Genomic DNA, 19,226 nt, shown 5'->3' with positions numbered 1-19,226 from the left:
TCGTGCCAGGCACCGGGATACGTGTCAGGCGGTAGGGGTGTTGTGCTGCTCGGCTCGGCGTGTGCGGGTGAGGTTCACGAGGAGCGGCACTCCGAGGACACCCATCGCGACGGCTCCGTAGACCGCCGAGTAACGCAGTTCCGGCGCGTCGAGGAAGACGGTGTGAGCCAACGCCGACCCGAGCCACGTCCACAGGAACAGCGCGATCGGGACCGCGTCGGACGCGGACACGGTCTCCGTTCGGCGATCGAGCAGATCGACCAGGACGGCCATCACCGCAGCGACGAGAAGCCAGCCCGCGTAGTTGGTCAGCGGAATGTGGGCCACGCCGGGCAGACCGGCGTCGGTGACGCACCACTGCCACTGACCGTCCGCGACCATCTGCGGGTCGAGATACAGGTCCCAGCCGACGACGCCGACCGTGGTGAGGACGATCCGCGAGAGCCGCTGCCGCGTCAGCCGCGACGCGACGCACCACACCGGGTAGAAGCCCGCGGTCCACGCGAACGGAACGACGAGCGGGACGTCGGCGATCGACCAGCCGAGACGTCCGGTGGCGTACTCGTAGCAGCCGTACGGGATGCCGGTCGCGGTGCCGACCACCTCCGACAGCAGACCGATACCTGCGGTCGCCGCGACCATGCCCGCCGCCCAGAGCTTTCCGCGCACGGCGATCGCGTGCAGGATCGAGGCGGCGGCGAGCAGGGCCACCACGGCGACCGTGACGGCGTCGCGGGGATCGCTGTGGACCAGCGGGTACGCGATCTGGGCGCCCACGGCGGCGATCGCGACGACGGCCGAGGCCCGCCGCACGGTGGTGTTCACCGGAGTTTCTTGCGCAGCGCCCGACGCCACCGGCCCCCGCGCGCGTCCGACAGCGCGATCCGGGCGGCGCTGCGGCCGCTGGCCCCGGACACGCCTCCGCCGGGGTGCGTCGATGCCCCCGTGAGGTAGAGGTTGTCGGCGTCGGGCACGCGTTGGCCCGCGAGTTCGGGCAGCGGCCGCCACAGCATCATCTGGTCGAGCGACATCTCCACGTGCATGACGTTGCCACCGAGCAACCCCATCTCGCGTTCGATGTCCGCCGGTGTCTGCACGTGACGGTGCCGGACGCTGTCCGCGAACCCCGGTGCCAGGGCGTCGACGCCCGCCACGATCCGGTCGGCCTCGCTCTCGCCCAGGCTCGCCCAGTCCCGTCCGCCCGACAGCCGGTACGGATGCCATTGCGACCACAACGTCACCTGGTGCTCGCCGGCAGGGGAGATGCTGGGGTCGATGCTGCTGAAACTCATCGCCAGGACCGCGGGCTCGGGCGGGAGTTCGCCGGCGAGCGCGGCGCCGTGGGCGGTGCGCAGTTGTGCGCGATCGGAGACCAGCAGTTGCAGGCCCGACGTCGTGGTGGTCGCGGACGCGTCGGCGGGTGCGCTCGGATACGACGGCAGGGCATCGGTGCCCAGCCGCAGCACCATCCCGATGCCGGGGCCGACCCGGATCCGGCGCCGCCAGCCGTCGAGCGTGGCGCGGTCGTAGCCGCCGCGCTCGAGCAGATCGAGGGTGGTCAGGATGTGGCAGCCGGCGACGACGTTCCGGGCGCGCACGCGCCGGCCCGATTCGGTGACGACCGTCCAGCAGTCCGCCGTCCGGCACAGTTCGGTGACGCCGTCGCCGAGGCGGACGGTGCCACCGTCCGCCGTCAGTCGTGCCGACAGCGCCGCGGTCAGGGCGCCGCTGCCGCCCACCGCGCGACCGGGGGGCAGCGTGTGCATGAGTGCGGCGAAGCCGACCATCGGCGCCGTGCCGGGTTCGGACATCGGGGGACCGGACTGGGCCCCGAACCAGGCCAGGGCTGCCTTGAGCGGTTCGCTGTCGAAGTACTCGTCGAGCAGCGCGTCGCCGGACGCGAGGAACTCGCGGGACAGCGCCGCACCGCCGTCTCCGGTGTCGAGGCCCCAGAACGAACGCAGCAGGTGACCGCCGGTGGGCGGCGCGGAGAACGAGCGCATCACGCGTTCGGACCGCGGACCCCACGTGCCGACGAAGCGGCGGTAGGCGTCGGCGTCGGCGCGTCCGCACGATTCTTCGATCGATCTGCACGTGCGGTCGAGGCTGCGGTGGAAGACGATTCCGGGTCGCTCGGAGCCCGCGGGCGCCGGCGCGAACGCCCAGGGGTCGCAGTCGATGTAGCGCAGACCGTGGGCCGCGAGATCGAGCTCCTCGATGATCCCGGTGTGCCGGATCATGATGTGCGCCGACGAGCCCCGATCCACCTTGTGCCCGGGGAATCGCTCGACCGTCGAGACGGCGCCGCCCACGACGGTGTCGCGCTCGAGCACCTCGACCGACCAGCCGTCCCGCGCGAGATAGCAGGCGGCGACCAGTGCGTTGTGCCCGGAGCCGATCACGACGGTGTCGAGGGCCGCATCCGAGCGCCGACGGATTTCCTGCGGTTGTCCGTTCACAGCGGCAAACCCCTTCCGAGGACGGCGAACGGGCGGCGGTCGCCCGCGAACGTGAAGTGCCGGACGACGTCTCGGAATCCGGTACGCCGGTACAGGCGCCAGGCCCGGTTGTCCTCCTCGGACACCTCGGGCGTCGACAGCAGGACCCCGCGTTCGGGGCGGTCGGCGAGGAGTCGGCGCAGCAGTCGTTCACCGAGACGATGCCCCTGGGCGCTCGGGTGCACGTGCAGTTCGGTCAGTTCGAAGTAGCTGCCGAGGATGTACTCGATCTGGTCCCGACTCCACCCCGTCGCCTGCATTCCGTGGCGGACCTGCTGTTGCCACCACTGGTCGGGGGCGCCGCGATACCCGTAGGCGATCGCGACGAGCGGACCGGGCCGATCGGGTTGCGCCGGATCGGGACGGACGGCACCGACCGCTCGCCATCCCGGGCGCTGCGTGTGTTCGGTCCACAGCGGCGCGCGGTGGAACTCCGTCCCGCGGGGGTAGTTCATGGCTTCGACGTAGATCGACAGGGCCTCCGGTAAGCGGGCACGCATGTCGGATACCGACAGGTCGACGACGACCGGCGTCGGGTCCGGGTCGATACCGGGACTCTCGCCGGGGTTCGCATCCATGAGTGGGCTCACCCTTCTCTCTCTTGACGACGTGTCGGTGGGGCCAGCTATATTGAATAGGTCGAACGCATGTTCGATATTGGTGATCCGGTGATGCCGGTGATGTTCGAGGGAAGCGAACATCACCGGCTCACCGGTCCCGAGGTTCGTACTTCTGGGAGGTGCGCGAATCGTGGTCCAGGTCCAGTCGCGGACATCAGGTCCGAGAGTGAGGGTGCGGGGGTCGTCTGGGGCGGCGTCGGGGTCGGTGTCCTCGGTGCCTTCAGGGATGTCGGGCCCCAAGGGCGGGGCGTCCGTGCGGGGTCCGCTGTCGGCGCCTGCCAAGGCGGTGAATCTGTTGCGCCGGGCCGACAGCTTGCTCTCGGAGGCTGCCGGTGCGTCCCATCCCGCCGAGAGGTTCTGCACCGCGTACGTCGGCGCACTGCGTGGCGCAGCGGCCGTGCTGGCCGCGAGCGAGGGGACGTCGGCCGGCGGGGCGCGCCGACCCCGCTCCCGCAGCGCGTGGGTGTTGATGGCGCGTGCCGAACCCGGCTTCGGTGCGTGGGCGGATTACTTCGCCGGTTACTCGGGACTGCGTGCGGACCTGGAGGCGGGCATCACCCGCACCGTCGACGCGGAGGAGGTGGACGGCTTCTACGCCGAGGTCGGGAGGTTCCTGTTCGACGTCGAGGACCTTCTCGGGCGCTGACTACCGTGCCGGTTTCCGCAGGTGCCGCCGGGTCCGATCCGCGTGCGCGAGCGGGTGATTCCGGACACCTCCGGGCGTCCACCCGCCGGGCTGCCCCAGATAGTCACCTATTCGATGAGAACTCGTCGATGGAGTAGGTGGTGGGGGGCTGGTTCTACTCGTATTATTGAATCCAGGTAACCGCCAGTCCGTTACCCGCCTCTCCGCACCGCGGTGAGGTGCCAACTCTTAGTGCCGGGGGAGGTACCGTGCCACTCTCCGAGCACGAGCAGCGCATGCTCGACCAGATCGAGAGCGCTCTCTACGCCGAGGATCCCAAGTTCGCGTCCACAGTGAGGGGCGGACGTATTCGCGTCGCCTCCAGCAAGCGCCGATTGCAGGCGGCGGCCCTGTTCGTTCTGGGTCTCGTTCTTCTCATCGTGGGTGTGGCTGTCGATGTGTTGAGGTTGGGCGATTTCCCGATCGTCAGTGTGATCGGGTTCGTCGTGATGTTCGGTGCCGGTGTTCTCTTCCTCGTCGGCGGAGGAAAGAGCCATCTGGCGGCGGTTCCCGACGGAGACGACTCAGGCTCCGGTGGGGCAGATGCCAACCGCGGCTCGCATCAACGCAAGCCGCACGGAGGTAAGAAGTCCGGCGGATTCTCGTCGCGGATGGAAGACAGGTTCCGCAAGAGATTCGAACAGGAATAGGCCGGCACACTTTCCGAACGGCGGCGGCGCGACCCATGGGTCGCGCCGCCGCCGTTTGCGTGTGTGGCCGCGGTCCGACCCGTGCCCCCACATCGACCCACCAGGGTCCCCACAGTTCCCCACCGAGCGTGGCCGGCCGCAAAGGGTGCCGCCCGTCGGGGTGATTGAGCGCTCCGACCTGGGCGTTTCGGCGGCTTTCGGGTGGCCCCCGTGAGGGATGTCGCGTGCCTGGCCGGGTGTTTGCGGTCACGTTCGCCGCGTCCCCCACTTCGACCCATGCGTGTGAACTGCAGTTATCTTTCGAAACTTGTCAAATCGGCCCCGAGTTTGGAGTCGTGGTGGGGGAAAGTGGGGTACTGTGGTGCGCAGCGGATCGTGGGAGCGACCCGCATGAATGCTGGGTCGCACCAACCGGTGAGGTCCCAACAGATTCGCCACAGGGGCTCCGGCGGGAGGTGACGAGATGTTTCTCGGTACCTACACGCCGAAGCTCGACGACAAGGGGCGACTGACGTTGCCTGCGAAGTTCCGGGACGCGTTGGCTGGAGGGTTGATGGTCACGAAAGGTCAGGACCACAGCCTTGCGGTGTACCCCCGCGAGGAGTTCACCGCGGTCGCGCGTCGTGCTGCTGCGGCTTCCCGGACCAACCCGCAGGCCCGTGCATTCGTGCGCGGACTTGCATCGGGGACGGACGAGCAGCACCCCGACGGTCAGGGCCGGATCACGCTGTCCGCCGACCACCGTCGCTACGCGGGGCTGTCGAAGGACTGTGTGGTGATCGGTCAGATCGAATTCCTCGAGATCTGGGACGCCCGAGCGTGGGAGTCCTACCTCGCGGAGCACGAGGAGAGCTACTCGCAAGCCAGAGACGAGGCGCTCGAAGGGATCTTCTAGCCCGGAGACGCCATCGGCGAGTGCCGCGAGGCCTCTGCCCGAAGGTGACCCTGACGCACTTCCCCAGTGTCAGGTTCGCCGCCGGGACCCTGACGCACTTCCCCAGCGCCAGGTCCCCGATCGGACAGGGACCCCGAGGCATTCGCCCACCCTGCACAGCAACACACCGCGGAAGAGTCGGAGGAATCATGGTCGACGGCGAGGACGGCAAGGTCCCCGGCGAGTTCGGTCATGTCCCGGTACTGCTCAATCGTGCCGACGACCTGCTGGGTCCGGCGATCACGGCCGACAACCCGCGCGGTGACGGCGCCGTCATGATCGACGCGACCCTCGGTCTCGGCGGGCATTCGGAGTATTTCCTGCGCACCTACCCCGGGTTGCATCTCATCGGCCTGGACCGAGATCCCGAGGCGTTGCGCATCGCGTCGGACCGTCTCGCGCCCTACGCGGACCGGACGACGTTCGTGCACACCCGCTACGACGGCATCGTCGAGGCCCTCGGTCAGGCGGGCCTCGATCCCGTCGGATCGGTGCACGCGATCCTGTTCGATCTCGGGGTGTCCTCGATGCAGCTCGACGAGGCCGATCGGGGCTTCGCATACTCGATCGACGCGCCGCTGGACATGCGGATGAATCCGACGACGGGCATCACGGCCGCCGAGGTCCTCAACACGTACAGCCACGGCGAACTGGCGCGGATCCTGAGCACGTACGGCGAGGAGCGATTCGCCGGCCGGATCGCGTCCGAGATCGTGCGCCGTCGCCAGAAGCAGCCGTTCACGACCAGCGCTGCGCTGGTGGAACTCCTCTACGACACCATCCCGGCCGCCACCCGGCGCACCGGGGGACACCCTGCCAAGCGGACCTTCCAGGCGCTGCGGGTGGAAGTCAACGGCGAACTCGATTCGCTGCGCGACGCGATCCCCGCGGGGCTGGATGCGCTCGCGGTCGGTGGGCGTGTGGTGTTCATGTCGTACCAGTCGCTCGAGGATCGCGTGGTCAAGCAGGAACTCGCTCCGCGCGCGAAATCGAAGACGCCCGAGGGGCTCCCCGTGGAGCTGCCGGGGATGGGTCCGGAGTTCAAGATCCTCACCCGTGGTGCGGAGAGGGCGTCCGAGGCCGAGATCGAAGACAACCCACGAGCGGCACCGGTCCGCCTGCGGGCAGCGGAACGAATCGCGAGGAAGGCGTAGCGCATGACTGTGCAGATGACTCCCGTCGGTGTCGGGTCCGCGAGTCTTCGCCGGTCGGATGCCGCGCAGCGTGCCTACGAACGCCGCCGGCAGCGTGCCACCGTGGCGGGCCACCCGTCGGCGTCGGACACGCGTGTCACCTCGGTCGTGACGACACCCAAGGACGTCGTGGCCCGGATTCCGTTCGTGGCCACCATCATCGGGTTGCTGTGTCTGGGCCTCGCGGCCACGCTGCTGCTCACGACGCGCTCGGCGGAGGATTCGTACGAGCTGGCCGCCACGCGCGCGCACAATCAGACGCTTCGTGAGCAGGCCGTCGACCTCAAGCGCGAGGTGGAGGCCGGCAACTCGGCGCCCGTTCTCGCGCAGAAGGCCGCCGAGTTGGGCCTGATTCCCGCGAAGGATCCGGCGCGGCTGCTGCAGGCGTCGGACGGGTCGGTCCAGGTGGTCGGCACGCCGAAGCCCGCGGAGGGCAAGCCGGTCGCTCCGTTGGACCGGACATCGGCGCCGACGGTCGCCCCCGAGCGTCCTCGGCAGCAGACGACCACCGCCCCGCCGACCACGCCGCCGAGCACCACGTCGCCGGGTACTCCCGCCACGCCGCAGCCGAGCAATGACGGCCGCATCCAGGCACAGGGTGAACAATTGACACCCGTGACGGTGATCACCCAACCTCCGGTGGGCGCGCGCCAGTGAGCGGCTCCGCTCCGCGGCGTCGCCGGCCGGCACCCCCGCCTCGACGTCCGAAGCGGGGGCGCACGAAGCGCGGCGATTCCTTCGAGTTCCGGCTCCGTGGCGGGCGCCTCGTGATGCTCGGCGCGCTGGCCATCGTCGCGGTCCAACTGCTGTGGGTCCAGGGCATCGCGGCTCCGCGGCTGTCCGCCGAGGCCGCCAATCAGCGCACCACGACCGTGACGTTGCCCGCGGTCCGCGGCGCCGTCGTCGATCGCAACGGCAACAAGCTCGCCTACACCCTCGACGCGAAGGCTCTCACGTTCCAGCCTGTCGCCGAACGGAAGAGGCTCGAGGAAGCGCACGCGGAGAACCCGGAGAAGCCCGAGCCCGACGAGCGGCTGCAGGAGATCGCGGAGGGTATCCACGAGCGACTCGGCGACACCGTTTCCGAGAGCGACCTGCTCGAGAAGCTGCGCAGCGACGAGACCTTCGTCTATCTCGCGCGCAGCGTCGACCCGGCGATCGCCGCCGACATCGGCGACGAGTTCCAGGAGGTGGGGCTCGAACGGCAGGACATCCGCGAGTATCCGGGAGGTTCGCTCGCCGCCAACGTCGTGGGGGCGACCGGATGGGACGGCCACGGACTGCTCGGTCTGGAGGCGTCCCTCGACTCGACGCTGGCGGGGAAGGACGGCTCGGAGACCCACGACCGGGGTTCGGACGGCGCGGTCATCCCGGGCAGCCGGCGTGATCTCCGCGAGGCGGTCGACGGGTCCACGGTGGAACTCACGCTCGACTCCGACCTGCAGTACTACGTGCAGCAACAGACGCAGCAGGCCAAGGACCTGTCGGGCGCGAAGAACGCGTCCGTCGTGGTGCTCGACACGAAGACCGCCGAAGTCCTCGCGATGGCGAACGACGGCACGTTCAATCCGGCGATCGGGGTGGGCAACAACCCGCGTACCGCGCAGATGGGCAACCTTCCCGTGAGCTCGCCGTTCGAGCCGGGTTCGGTGAACAAGATCGTCACCGCCGCTGCGGCGATCGAGTACGGCCTCACCACCCCCGACGAGGTACTCCAGGTTCCGGGCACCATTCAGATGGCCGGCGTCTCCGTCAAGGACGCGTGGGCGCACGGCGTGGTGCCGTTCACCAGCACCGGGGTTTTCGGAAAGTCGTCCAACGTCGGCACCCTGATGCTCGCGGAACGTGTCGGTGAGGAACGCTTCGCCGACATGCTCCACCGCTTCGGGCTCGGCCAGGTCACCGATGTCGGGTTGCCCGGCGAGAGTGCGGGCAGTGTCCCGGCCCTGGAGGACTGGTCGGGGGGAACCTTCGCGAACCTGCCTATCGGGCAGGGTCTTTCGATGACCCTGTTGCAGATGACCGGCATGTATCAAGCGATCGCGAACGACGGTGAACGGATCTCTCCGCGGATCGTCAAGGCTGTGGTCGACGAGGACGGCACCCGTACCGAGACCGAACGTCCCGAGCCCGTACGCGCGATCAGTGAGGAAACGGCGCGTACGGTGCGCGACATGTTCCGTTCGGTGACCCAGAAGGATCCGATGGGCTACCAGCAGGGCACGGGCCCGCAGGCGGCCGTGGAGGGCTACCAGATCACCGGCAAGACGGGCACGGCCCAGCAGGTGGATCCTGCCTGCCGGTGCTACTCCAACTCGAACTACTGGATCACGTTCGCCGGTATCGCTCCGGCCGATGATCCGCGCTACGTCATCGGCATCATGCTCGACGCGCCGGTGCGGGGGATCGACGGCGGCGGTGGCCAGTCGGCGGCGCCGCTGTTCCACAACATCGCGTCGTGGCTGCTGCAACGCGACAGCGTTCCGATGTCGCCGGATCCGGGTCGGCGGTTGGTGCTCCAGGCGGACTGACGAGGCGGTCGGCGTGACGATTCCCACGGACGGGCGTGTGCCGGGCACGCTGACTCGTGCAGCGGGAGTCGCCGCCGGTAATCTGACATGTCGATCATCGCGCGGTGACCCGCGTGAAGTTCCGAAAGAAATCCATCGGATACCCGATCCGAAGCGACCCGAGAGGACCTACTGCCTGTGCATCCGAGTCCGCAGCCGTCAACGCCGGACGCGGCGGCGGTGGGTGGTCTCCGGCCGGAGAATCCACCGTTCACTGCCCTGACCGACCTCGCGGCGCGGATCGGTGCCCGACTCGAGTGGATCGGGTCGCCCGGCGCCGACGCCGGTGACGTGACGGGCGTCGAGTTGCGGGCGCAGGCGGTGCGCCGCGGCGACCTGTTCGCCGCGCTGCCGGGAGCCCACACACACGGGGCGGAGTTCGTGGGTGTCGCCATCGCTGCCGGTGCGTCCGCCGTTCTCACCGACGACGCCGGCGTCGCGATGCTCGCTGCGCGCACCGGGGAGTCGGACGCGTCGCTGCCGGTGCTGGTGCACCCCGATCCGCGGCAGGTCCTCGGCGAGGCCTCGGCGACCATCTACGGGCACCCGTCCGAGCACATGCAGATCATCGGAATCACCGGCACCTCGGGGAAGACCACGACGTCGTACCTGGTCGAAGCGGGTCTCGCCGCGGCCGGGCACACGATCGGCCTGGTCGGCACGATCGAGACGCGGGTGGCGGGGCATCGGGTGCCGAGCGCCCTGACGACGCCGGAGGCGCCGCAATTGCACGCGCTGTTCGCGGCGATGCGTGAACGCGGCATCGACACGGTCGTCATGGAGGTGTCGAGTCACGCGCTGGCGCTGGGCCGGGTCGACGGCGTCCGATTCTCGATCGGGGCATTCACCAACCTGTCGCAGGATCACCTCGACTTCCACAAGGATTTCGACGACTACTTCAACGCCAAGAGTCGGCTGTTCGCCGCCGACTCCGCGGTGTGCGCCCAGCGCGCAGTGATCTGCACCGACGACCGGTGGGGCGTCCGGATGGCCGAGATCGCCCGCCACGCGCATCCCGCTGACGCGGACGCGGTGGAGACCGTGTCCACGCACCCGCCCGCCGATTGGACGGCCACCGCCACGTCGTCGTCCGACACCGGAAACCAGGTCTTCACCCTCACCGGTCCCGACGGCACGCCGCGCACCGCGACACTTCGCCTACCCGGCCACTACAACGTCGCCAACGCCGCGCTGGCCGCCGCGATCTGCTGTTCGGCGGGAGCCGACGTGGACGCCGCTCTGGCCGGGATCGCGAACGTCGACGTCCCGGGTCGGGTGGAACGCGTCGAGCGGGGCCAGGACTTCCTCGCAGTCGTCGACTACGCCCACAAGCCGGCAGCACTGGAAGCCGTCATCGCGACCCTGCGCGGGCAGACGAAGGGGCGGATCGCCGTCGTCGTCGGTGCCGGCGGTGACCGTGACCGCGGCAAGCGGCCCCTGATGGGCGAGGCCGGCGCCCGCGGCGCCGACCTCTTGGTGGTCACCGACGACAATCCGCGCACCGAGGACCCCGCCGCCATCCGCGCACAGATGCTCGCCGGAGCCGTGGCCGTTCCGGACGCCGAGCGCGGGGAGGTCCGCGAGATCGGTGACCGCGCGGAGGCCATCGCCGCGGCGGTCCGCTGGGCGCGGACCGGTGACGTGGTGCTCGTGGCCGGTAAGGGGCACGAGTCGGGCCAGGAGGTCCACGGGGTGAAATACCCATTCGACGACCGCGAGGTCCTGGCAGCGGCGATCGCACGGATCGTCCCCGAGGATCGCGCACACGGAGGAAACGCATGATCCCGATGACGCTCGCTGAGATCGCTCAGGCGGTCGGCGGGACGCTCCACGACGTCGACGATCCGTCGGCAACCGTCTCGGGAACGGTGGAGTTCGATTCCCGCAAGATCACCCCGGGTGGCCTGTTCCTGGCGCTGCCCGGTGCGCGGGTGGACGGCCACGACCACGCGGCCGGTGCGGTCGCGGCCGGTGCGGTCGCGGTGCTCGCGGCGCGTCCCGTCGGGGTTCCCGCGATCGTCGTCGAGCCGCTCGGCACGTCGGGCAACGGGGCACTGGCCCTCGAACACGATCGTGACGGGTCCGGGGCCGCGGTGCTGGCGGCGCTCGGCAAGCTGGCCCGCGCCAGCGTCGACCGGCTCACCACCGAGTCGGGGCTGACGGTCGTGGGCGTCACGGGGTCGTCGGGCAAGACGTCCACGAAGGACCTGCTCGCCGCGGTGCTGTCGCCGCTGGGATCGGTCGTCGCGCCCCCCGGGTCGTTCAACAACGAACTGGGACATCCGTGGACCGCGCTGCGCGCCGACGCCGACACCCGGTTCCTGGTGCTCGAGATGTCCGCGCGCGGCCGTGGCCACATCGCGGCGCTCGCGGAGATCGCACCACCCCGTATCGGAGTGGTCCTCAACGTCGGTACCGCGCATCTCGGCGAGTTCGGCTCGCGCGAGGCGATCGCGGAGACCAAGGGCGAACTGCCCGCGTCGCTGCCGTCCGCGGCCGACGGCGGAGTGGCGGTCCTCAACGCCGACGACCCGCTGGTCGCGGCGATGGCGGACCGGACCGAGGCGCGCGTGGTGATGGTCGGCCTGTCGGGCAACGCCGACGTCCGCGCCACCGACGTGCGCCTCGACGACCAGGCGCGCGCGAGCTTCACGCTGACGTGCGCGGCCGGGGCGGTCCCGGTCACTCTCGCGGTCCACGGCGAGCACCACGTCGGCAACGCGCTCGCGGCGGCCGCCGTCGCACTCGAGTGCGGTGCGACCCTCGATCAGATCGCTGCGGCCCTCGGCGGCGCGGCGCCCGTGTCGGCCCGCCGCATGGAGGTCCGGGACCGGTCCGATGGCGTGACCGTCGTCAACGACTCGTACAACGCCAACCCCGATTCGATGCGCGCCGCGATCAAGGCGCTGGTGTCCATGGCGCGGTCGGGACGTGGTCCGGCGCGCCGGACGTGGGCGGTCCTCGGTGAAATGGCGGAACTGGGGCCAGAATCAGTGGTCGAGCACGACGCGATCGGACGGTTCGCGGTGCGCTTGGACGTGACCAAGCTGATCCTCGTCGGACCGGGCCGGCCCGTCCGCGCGATGTACCAGGGAGCGGTGATGGAAGGTTCGTGGGGTGACGAGGCGATCCACGTGCCCGACGGTGCGAGCGCGATCGCACTGCTCGAGCAGGAACTGAGGGCCGGTGATCTGGTGCTGGTGAAGGCGTCGCAGTCGATCGGTCTGTGGGAGGTCGCGGATGCCGTGCTCGCGGCGCCCGTGGCGGGTTCGGTGACCGGCGAGGAGGCGCCGCAGTGAGGCAGATCCTCTTCGCCGCGGGCATCGCGCTCGCCGTCTCCATCCTGCTGACACCGGTCCTGATCAAGGTCTTCTCGCGGCAGGGCTTCGGGCAGGAGATCCGGGTCGAGGGGCCCGCGAGCCACCAGGCCAAGCGGGGCACGCCCACGATGGGTGGTGTCGCCATCCTGGCCGGTCTGTGGGCCGGCTACTGGGGTTCGCACCTGATCGGCATCGGCTACGACGCGGAGGGCCCGACGGCGTCGGGTCTGCTGGTCCTCGGCCTGACGACCGCGCTCGGCGCGGTCGGCTTCCTCGACGACTTCATCAAGATCCGCAAGCAGCGCAACCTGGGCCTGAACAAGACCGCCAAGCTGGTCGGCCAGCTCGTGGCGGCCGTGGTCTTCGCGATCCTGGCGCTGCAGTTCCGCGGTGGCAACGGTCTGACACCCGGCAGCGTGCACCTGTCCTACGTGCGCGACATCGCGACCGTCAGCATGGGTTCGATCGTCTTCATCCTGTTCGTGTACCTGCTGGTGAGCGCGTGGTCGAACGCGGTGAATCTCACCGACGGGCTCGACGGTCTCGCGGCCGGCTCGATGAGCCTCGTGCTCGGTGCCTACGTCATCATCACTTTCTGGCAGTACCGCAACGCGTGCAGTGGCGGACCAGTCACCGCCGGACCCGCCAAGGGCTGCTACGACGTCCGCGACCCACTGGACCTGGCGCTGCTGTGCGCGGCGGGTGCCGCGGCGTGCATCGGCTTCCTGTGGTGGAACGCCGCGCCGGCGAAGATCTTCATGGGCGACACCGGTTCGCTGGCTCTCGGTGGCATGCTCGCGGGTCTGTCCATCACGACCCGCACCGAACTGCTGATGGTCGTCATCGGCGCGCTGTTCGTCGCCGAGGCCGCGTCGGTGGTCATCCAGGTGGCGGTCTTCCGATCGAGTCGCCGAAGGGTCTTCCGGATGGCACCGTTCCATCACCACTTCGAACTCGGTGGCTGGGCGGAAACCCAGGTGATCATCAGATTCTGGTTGCTGGCGGCGATCGCGTCCGCGATCGGGTTGGCGTTGTTCTACAGCGAGTACCTCGCGGCGATCGGGGACTGATCCATGCCGATCGATCCTGCGAACCTGGACGGGCTGCGCGGTGCCCGGGTCCTGGTGACCGGCGCGGGCATCTCCGGTCGGGCAGTCATCGCACCGCTGCACGACCTCGGAGCACACGTGACCGTCACCGACACCGCGGCCGACGCGCTCGCTCGTTGCGCGGAGGCGGGGGCGTCCACGGTGCCGGTCGACGACCTGGCGGCGGATCCTCGGCGGATGGCCGAGTTCGAGCTCGTCGTCACGAGCCCGGGCTTCCGGCCCGACGCACCCGTGCTGGCCGCCCCCGCGGCCGCGGGGGTTCCGGTGTGGGGCGACATCGAATTCACGTGGCACGTCGACCGGTCGGGGATGTACGGACCGCCGCGGCAGTGGCTGGTCGTCACCGGGACCAACGGCAAGACGACCACGACGTCGATGCTGCACTCGATCCTCGAGGCGGCCGGTTTCGTGTCCGCCGCGTGCGGCAACATCGGTCTCCCGGTCCTCGATGCGCTGCGGGCGCAGCCGCGGGCGGAGGTGCTGGCCGTCGAGCTGTCGTCCTTCCAGCTGCACTGGGCGCCGTCGGTTCGGCCCGCGGCGGGGGTCGTGCTCAACATCGCCGAGGACCACCTGGACTGGCACGGCGGCATGCCGGGATACGTCGACGCCAAGGCACAGGCTCTGACGGGCGCCGTCGCGGTCGTCGGGCTCGACGACCCGGTGGCGGCCTCGCTCGCGGACCGCTCGCGGGACGGGCGCACGATCGGATTCCGCCTGGGCGAACCCGACCCGAACGAACTCGGCGTCGTCGACGGCGTGCTCGTCGATCGCGCGTTCGCGGACGGCGCAGCCCTCGTTCCAGCGGACGAGATCAGCCCGCCGGGGCCGGCGGGAGTGTCCGACGCGCTGGCGGCCGCTGCGCTGGCCCGCGCGATCGGTGTCACCACCGATGCGGTTGCCGCGGGACTGCGTGCGCATCGCGTGGGCCCGCACCGAGCGCAGGTCGTCCGCACGCTCGCGGAGATCACGTTCGTCGACGACTCGAAGGCGACCAATCCGCATGCGGCGCGCTCGTCGATCGTCGCGCACGATTCGGTCGTGTGGATCGCCGGCGGCCTGCTCAAGGGCGCCCGCGTGGACGACCTCGTCGCCGAGGTGGGCGAGCGGATCGCCGGGGCGGTCCTGATCGGCCGTGATGCCGGGGCGATAGCGGACGCGCTCGCACGACACGCCCCCGAGGTTCCGGTCGTTCTCGTCCGCGCGGGCGACGATGGGGGCCATGAGGGTGTGGACGGGCCCGAGGAAGGCGCCGACCCGGCGCTCCACCTCGATCTTCCCGCGGCGGACGCGGACACCGTGATGGCGGAGGCGGTGCGGACCGCTGCGGCGCTGGCTGCGCCGGGCGACGTCGTCCTGCTCGCGCCCGCGGCGGCGTCGCTCGACATGTTCGACTCGTACGGGCACCGTGGACGCAGTTTCGCCGCGGCGGCCGCCGCGCTGACCGCTGCCGACACCGGCCGGGGGATCGAGGGATGACCACGGCCGGCGAACGTGCGCCGCGCACCAGGATCGGTGCGTGGCTTGCGCGTCCGCTGACGTCGTTCCATCTCGTCGTCACGATCGCGATGCTGCTGACCGTCCTCGGTCTGGTGATGGTTCTGTCGTCGTCGAGTGTCGAGTCGGTGGCTCGTGACGGTTCGGCGTACGGCAAGTTCGTCTCACAGCTGATCTTCGCCACGGTCGGTCTGGTGATCTTCTACTGCGCGCTGATCGTTCCGGTGCGCCTGCTGCGCAAGTGGGCGCTGCCCGCGTTCGGCGTGACCATCGTGATGCTCGTGCTGGTGTTGATTCCGGGTATCGGTACGGAGTCCCAGGGCACGCGTGGCTGGTTCGTGATCGGCCCGATCTCCCTGCAGCCGTCGGAGCTGGCGAAGATCGCGTTCGCGGTGTGGGGTGCGCATCTCCTCGCTACGCGGCGGCGCGAGAACCCCCCGCTCAGGGAGATGCTGATACCGCTGGTGCCGGCGGCGCTGGTGGTGTTCTTCCTGATCGTCCTGCAGCCCGACCTGGGCACCACCATCTCGCTCGCGATCATCCTGCTGGCGCTGCTCTGGTTCGCCGGTCTGCCGCTCAAGATCTTCCTGTCCCTGCTGGTGGCCGGCGCGACTGCCGCGACCACACTGGCGCTCACCGCGGGGTATCGATCCGCGCGTGTCCAGTCCTTCCTGAACCCGGGTGACGACGCCCAGGGCGCGGGCTACCAGGCGCGGCAGGCCAAGTACGCGCTCGCCGACGGCAGCCTGTTCGGCGAAGGACTCGGCCAGAGCCGCGCCAAGTGGAGTTATCTCCCGAACGCGCACAACGACTTCATCTTCGCGATCATCGGCGAAGAGCTCGGCTTCATCGGCGCCGGCGCCGTGATCGGACTGTTCGCGTTGTTCGTCTACACCGGCCTGCGAATCGCTCGCCGGTCGGCCGACCCGTTCCTGCAGCTGCTGACCGCGACCGCCACCGCGTGGATCACCGGCCAGGCGTTCATCAACATCGGCTACGTCGTCGGCGTCCTGCCGGTGACGGGTCTGCAGTTGCCGTTGGTGTCGGCGGGCGGCACGTCGACGGCGACGACGCTACTGATGTTCGGCCTCGTCGCGAACGCGGCCCGGCACGAACCCGAGGCGGTGTCGGCGCTGCACAGCGGTCAGGACGGCCGCGTCGCGCGCCTGCTCCGGCTGCCGAAGCCGGCGGCGTACATCCCGCCTCGGAAGCGGGGCGCCGCGGTGGTCCGCGGGCAGGAGAATCGGAAGATCCAGCCGGCGCGCGGCGAGCGGGCCCCCGCTCGGACCGAGCGGATCGGCGCCGGCAATCCGTACGGACAACCACGGGGCCGTGGACACGACACGGCCCGCCGAACGCCGCCGGCCAGGGGCCGACGGCCGGACGACAACGAGGGGCGAAGCCCCATGACGGAGCGGGGGCGCGCGACGCGTGCGCGCGACCCGCGTCCAGGAGAGCGAGGAATACGTAGGTGAGCGGCGTGAACGGCAGGAACACTGCCCTTTCGGTGGTGGTCGCCGGCGGCGGGACCGCCGGACACATCGAGCCGGCGATGGCCGTGGCGGACGCGGTCCGCGCGCTCGACCCGTCCGCCGTGGTGACGGCGCTGGGCACGCAGCGCGGACTCGAGACCACTCTCGTCCCCGAGCGCGGTTACCCCCTCGAACTGATCCCGCCGGTTCCACTGCCGCGCAAACCGACGATGGACCTGCTGCGCCTGCCGGCCAGGCTGCGACGCTCCATCGCCGCCACCCGTGAGGTGCTCGACCGCACCGACGCCGACGTGATAGTCGGGTTCGGCGGGTACGTCGCGCTGCCGGCCTACCTGGCGGCCGGGGCCGGGTTACTGCGGCGGCGCCGGAGGATTCCGATCGTCATTCACGAGGCCAACGCGAGTGCCGGTATCGCCAACAAGATCGGCGCCCGCCGGGCCCGACGCGTGCTCGCGGCGGTCCCCGGCTCGGGCGTTGCGGCCCGGGGAGCGGCGGACGCCGAGGTGGTGGGTATTCCGGTGCGCTCGTCGATCACGGGCCTGGACCGGGCGGCGCTGCGGGCGAAGGCGCGCGAGCATTTCGGTCTGCCCGCCGAAGGACCGGTGCTGCTGGTGTTCGGCGGTTCCCAGGGTGCGCGGTCGCTCAACGAGGCCGTCGTCGGCGCCGCGCCGCAGCTCGCCGCGGCGGGTGTGTCGGTGCTGCACGCGTACGGGCCCAAGAATTCGGTCGACGTCGAATCGGGGGCGGCGGCGCCCTACGTGGCGGTGCCGTACCTCAAGCAGATGGATCTCGCGTACTCCGCGGCGGACGCCGTGATCTGCCGTTCCGGTGCGATGACGGTCGCCGAGGTGTCCGCGGTCGGTCTGCCCGCCGTCTACGTGCCGTTGCCACACGGAAACGGTGAGCAGGAACTGAACGCCCGGCCCGTCGCCGCTGCGGGTGGTGGGATGATCGTGGCAGACGCGGAACTGACGCCGCAGTTCGTGGCGGACACCGTCGTACCGCTGCTCGGAGACCGGGCGCGACTCGACGAGATGGGTCGCTGCGCCGCCGGCGCCGGTCACCGCAGTGCAGCCGCTGCGGTCGCGCAGATCGTTGTCGACGTAGCAAGGGGAAACCGATGAGTGAGCAGCTACCCGTGGGGCTCGAGCGGGTGCACATGGTCGGGATCGGCGGTGCGGGCATGTCCGGCATCGCGCGGATCCTGCTCGCTCGCGGCGGTCAGGTATCCGGTTCCGACGCGAAGGAGAGCCGCGGGGTGCTGTCGTTGCGCGCCCGCGGCGCCGTGGTGCGGATCGGCCACGACGCGAGCGCACTCGACCTGTTGCCGGGCGGGCCGACCGCTGTGGTCACCACCCACGCCGCGATCCCGAAGGACAATCCCGAACTCGTGGAGGCGGCGGCTCGGGGGATCCCGGTGATCCTCCGGCCGGCGGTGCTCGCGTCCCTCATGCAGGGCCACCGCACGCTCCTCGTGTCGGGCACGCACGGGAAGACGTCGACCACCTCGATGCTCGTGGTCGCTCTGCAGCACTGCGGATTCGATCCGTCGTTCGCGGTCGGCGGTGAGCTGAACGAGGCGGGCACCAACGCGCACCACGGCACCGGTGACGTCTTCGTCGCCGAGGCGGACGAGAGCGACGGCTCGCTGCTGCAGTACGACCCCGACGTGGTGATCGTCACCAACGTCGAGGCCGATCATCTCGACTTCTTCGGCACCAGCGACGCGTACGTCCAGGTCTTCGACGACTTCGTCGCGCGGATCGCGCCGGGCGGCCTGCTGGTGGCGTGTCTCGACGATCCCGGGTCGGCGGCGCTCGCACGCCGCACGATCGAGGCGGGCCGCGACGACGTCCGCGTCGTCGGTTACGGCACCGCGGACGGTGTGGCTGCCGCCGGTCCCGTGCCGGTCGGCGTCGAGCTGGTGTCGTGGGAGGCCCGCGATACCGGGGGAGTGGCCCAGATCAGGTTCGCCGGTGAGGACGCCGCGCGCACTCTGCGCCTCGGGGTCCCCGGAAAGCACATGGCGCTCAACGCGCTTGCCGCCCTGCTCGCCGGTCGCGGCGCGGGGGCGTCGATCGACGAACTGCTCGAGGGGCTCGCCGGGTTCGGCGGAGTCCATCGCCGATTCCAGTTCACCGGGCGTGAGCGAGGCGTTCGGGTGTTCGACGACTATGCGCACCATCCGACGGAGGTGCGCGCCGTCCTCGGTGCGGCAAGCGATCTCGTCGACGACGACCGGCAGCCGGGCCGGGTCGTCGTGGTGTTCCAGCCGCATCTCTACTCGCGGACGGTCACGTTCGCGCAGGAATTCGGTGAGGCGCTCGATCTGGCGGACGAGGTCGTGGTGCTCGACGTCTACGGCGCCCGCGAGGAGCCGTTGCCGGGGGTGAGCGGGGCACTGGTCGCGCAGTCGGTGACGAAACCCGTTCATTATCAGCCGGATCGGTCGCAGGTGCCGCGTCAGGTCGCGAGCCTGGCGGAACCGGGTGACGTCGTGATCACGATGGGTGCGGGCGACGTGACGATGCTCGGTGGTCAGATCCTCGACGCACTGCGGGCTCGCCCCAACGGCAGTCGTTCGGCGGCAGCGGGATCCGGTTCGGAGCGGATGTGACCTCCGATCGCCGGAGTCGCTCGCGGGGCGGACGACCCGACGC

At 70.2% G+C, this 19,226-nt stretch carries 16 protein-coding genes; 13 read left to right on the top strand and 3 right to left on the bottom strand.

Annotated features, from left to right (window positions below; all coding sequences use genetic code 11):
* Positions 1 to 24: 24 nt before the first annotated feature.
* The 3 genes from C7H75_RS14750 to C7H75_RS14740 are packed head-to-tail and all read right to left on the bottom strand — an operon-like array spanning position 25 to position 3,076.
* Positions 25 to 825, bottom strand: a complete 801-nt coding sequence (locus C7H75_RS14750) for a carotenoid biosynthesis protein (protein ID WP_081186659.1) — start codon at positions 823 to 825, stop codon at positions 25 to 27.
* A complete protein-coding gene (locus tag C7H75_RS14745; protein ID WP_106851517.1) occupies positions 822 to 2,459 on the bottom strand; it encodes a phytoene desaturase family protein in 1,638 nt (545 codons plus the stop codon). Before C7H75_RS14745 ends, C7H75_RS14750 begins: the two co-directional genes overlap by 4 nt.
* Entirely contained in the window at positions 2,456 to 3,076 is a 621-nt protein-coding gene (locus C7H75_RS14740) for a GNAT family N-acetyltransferase (protein WP_005512524.1), read from the bottom strand. The genes C7H75_RS14745 and C7H75_RS14740 overlap by 4 nt, the downstream gene beginning before the upstream one ends.
* 256 nt (positions 3,077 to 3,332) lie before the next feature.
* On the opposite strand from C7H75_RS14740, the gene C7H75_RS14735 reads away from it, so the two are divergent.
* The 13 genes from C7H75_RS14735 to murC all read left to right on the top strand — a co-directional run bounded on the left by C7H75_RS14735 (position 3,333) and on the right by murC (position 19,183).
* Positions 3,333 to 3,764: an SAV_6107 family HEPN domain-containing protein gene (locus C7H75_RS14735; protein WP_064078120.1), complete on the top strand. Its 432-nt coding sequence runs from the start codon at positions 3,333 to 3,335 to the stop codon at positions 3,762 to 3,764.
* 248 nt (positions 3,765 to 4,012) lie between these two features.
* On the top strand, positions 4,013 to 4,453 hold the full coding sequence (locus C7H75_RS14730; protein ID WP_005512526.1) for an SCO2097 family morphological protein: 441 nt from the start codon (positions 4,013 to 4,015) through the stop codon (positions 4,451 to 4,453).
* Positions 4,454 to 4,916: 463 nt separating this feature from the next.
* Positions 4,917 to 5,348: a division/cell wall cluster transcriptional repressor MraZ gene (gene mraZ / locus C7H75_RS14725; protein ID WP_005512527.1), complete on the top strand. Its 432-nt coding sequence runs from the start codon at positions 4,917 to 4,919 to the stop codon at positions 5,346 to 5,348.
* 188 nt (positions 5,349 to 5,536) lie between these two features.
* Positions 5,537 to 6,541: a 16S rRNA (cytosine(1402)-N(4))-methyltransferase RsmH gene (rsmH, locus tag C7H75_RS14720; RefSeq protein WP_005512535.1), complete on the top strand. Its 1,005-nt coding sequence runs from the start codon at positions 5,537 to 5,539 to the stop codon at positions 6,539 to 6,541.
* A 3-nt stretch (positions 6,542 to 6,544) separates the two neighbouring features.
* Positions 6,545 to 7,237: a cell division protein FtsL gene (ftsL, locus tag C7H75_RS14715; protein ID WP_106851516.1), complete on the top strand. Its 693-nt coding sequence runs from the start codon at positions 6,545 to 6,547 to the stop codon at positions 7,235 to 7,237.
* The gene (locus C7H75_RS14710) at positions 7,234 to 9,111 is read left to right on the top strand and encodes a peptidoglycan D,D-transpeptidase FtsI family protein (protein ID WP_226347352.1); all 1,878 of its coding nucleotides are present in this window, start codon (positions 7,234 to 7,236) and stop codon (positions 9,109 to 9,111) included. Before ftsL ends, C7H75_RS14710 begins: the two co-directional genes overlap by 4 nt.
* 177 nt (positions 9,112 to 9,288) lie before the next feature.
* Complete coding sequence (locus C7H75_RS14705) at positions 9,289 to 10,932, top strand: UDP-N-acetylmuramoyl-L-alanyl-D-glutamate--2,6-diaminopimelate ligase (RefSeq protein WP_106851515.1); 1,644 nt, start codon at positions 9,289 to 9,291, stop codon at positions 10,930 to 10,932.
* Positions 10,929 to 12,449, top strand: a complete 1,521-nt coding sequence (locus C7H75_RS14700; protein WP_106851514.1) for a UDP-N-acetylmuramoyl-tripeptide--D-alanyl-D-alanine ligase — start codon at positions 10,929 to 10,931, stop codon at positions 12,447 to 12,449. The genes C7H75_RS14705 and C7H75_RS14700 overlap by 4 nt, the downstream gene beginning before the upstream one ends.
* A complete protein-coding gene (gene mraY / locus C7H75_RS14695) occupies positions 12,446 to 13,540 on the top strand; it encodes a phospho-N-acetylmuramoyl-pentapeptide-transferase (RefSeq protein WP_005512540.1) in 1,095 nt (364 codons plus the stop codon). The genes C7H75_RS14700 and mraY overlap by 4 nt, the downstream gene beginning before the upstream one ends.
* Before the next feature lie 3 nt (positions 13,541 to 13,543).
* Positions 13,544 to 15,055 (top strand): UDP-N-acetylmuramoyl-L-alanine--D-glutamate ligase, encoded by a 1,512-nt coding sequence (murD, locus tag C7H75_RS14690; protein WP_106851513.1) that lies wholly within the window; start codon positions 13,544 to 13,546, stop codon positions 15,053 to 15,055.
* On the top strand, positions 15,052 to 16,548 hold the full coding sequence (gene ftsW / locus C7H75_RS14685; protein WP_064078040.1) for a putative lipid II flippase FtsW: 1,497 nt from the start codon (positions 15,052 to 15,054) through the stop codon (positions 16,546 to 16,548). The genes murD and ftsW overlap by 4 nt, the downstream gene beginning before the upstream one ends.
* 5 nt (positions 16,549 to 16,553) lie before the next feature.
* A complete protein-coding gene (gene murG, locus C7H75_RS14680; RefSeq protein ID WP_106852019.1) occupies positions 16,554 to 17,690 on the top strand; it encodes an undecaprenyldiphospho-muramoylpentapeptide beta-N-acetylglucosaminyltransferase in 1,137 nt (378 codons plus the stop codon).
* Entirely contained in the window at positions 17,687 to 19,183 is a 1,497-nt protein-coding gene (gene murC / locus C7H75_RS14675) for a UDP-N-acetylmuramate--L-alanine ligase (RefSeq protein WP_005512544.1), read from the top strand. Before murG ends, murC begins: the two co-directional genes overlap by 4 nt.
* Positions 19,184 to 19,226 lie beyond the last annotated feature (43 nt).

Source organism: Rhodococcus (subgen. Prescottella) equi (assembly GCF_003013675.1).
GTDB lineage: Bacteria > Actinomycetota > Actinomycetes > Mycobacteriales > Mycobacteriaceae > Prescottella > Prescottella equi.
The sequence above is the reverse complement of the archived record's forward strand: the minus strand, read 5'-3'. Positions and strand labels throughout refer to the sequence as shown.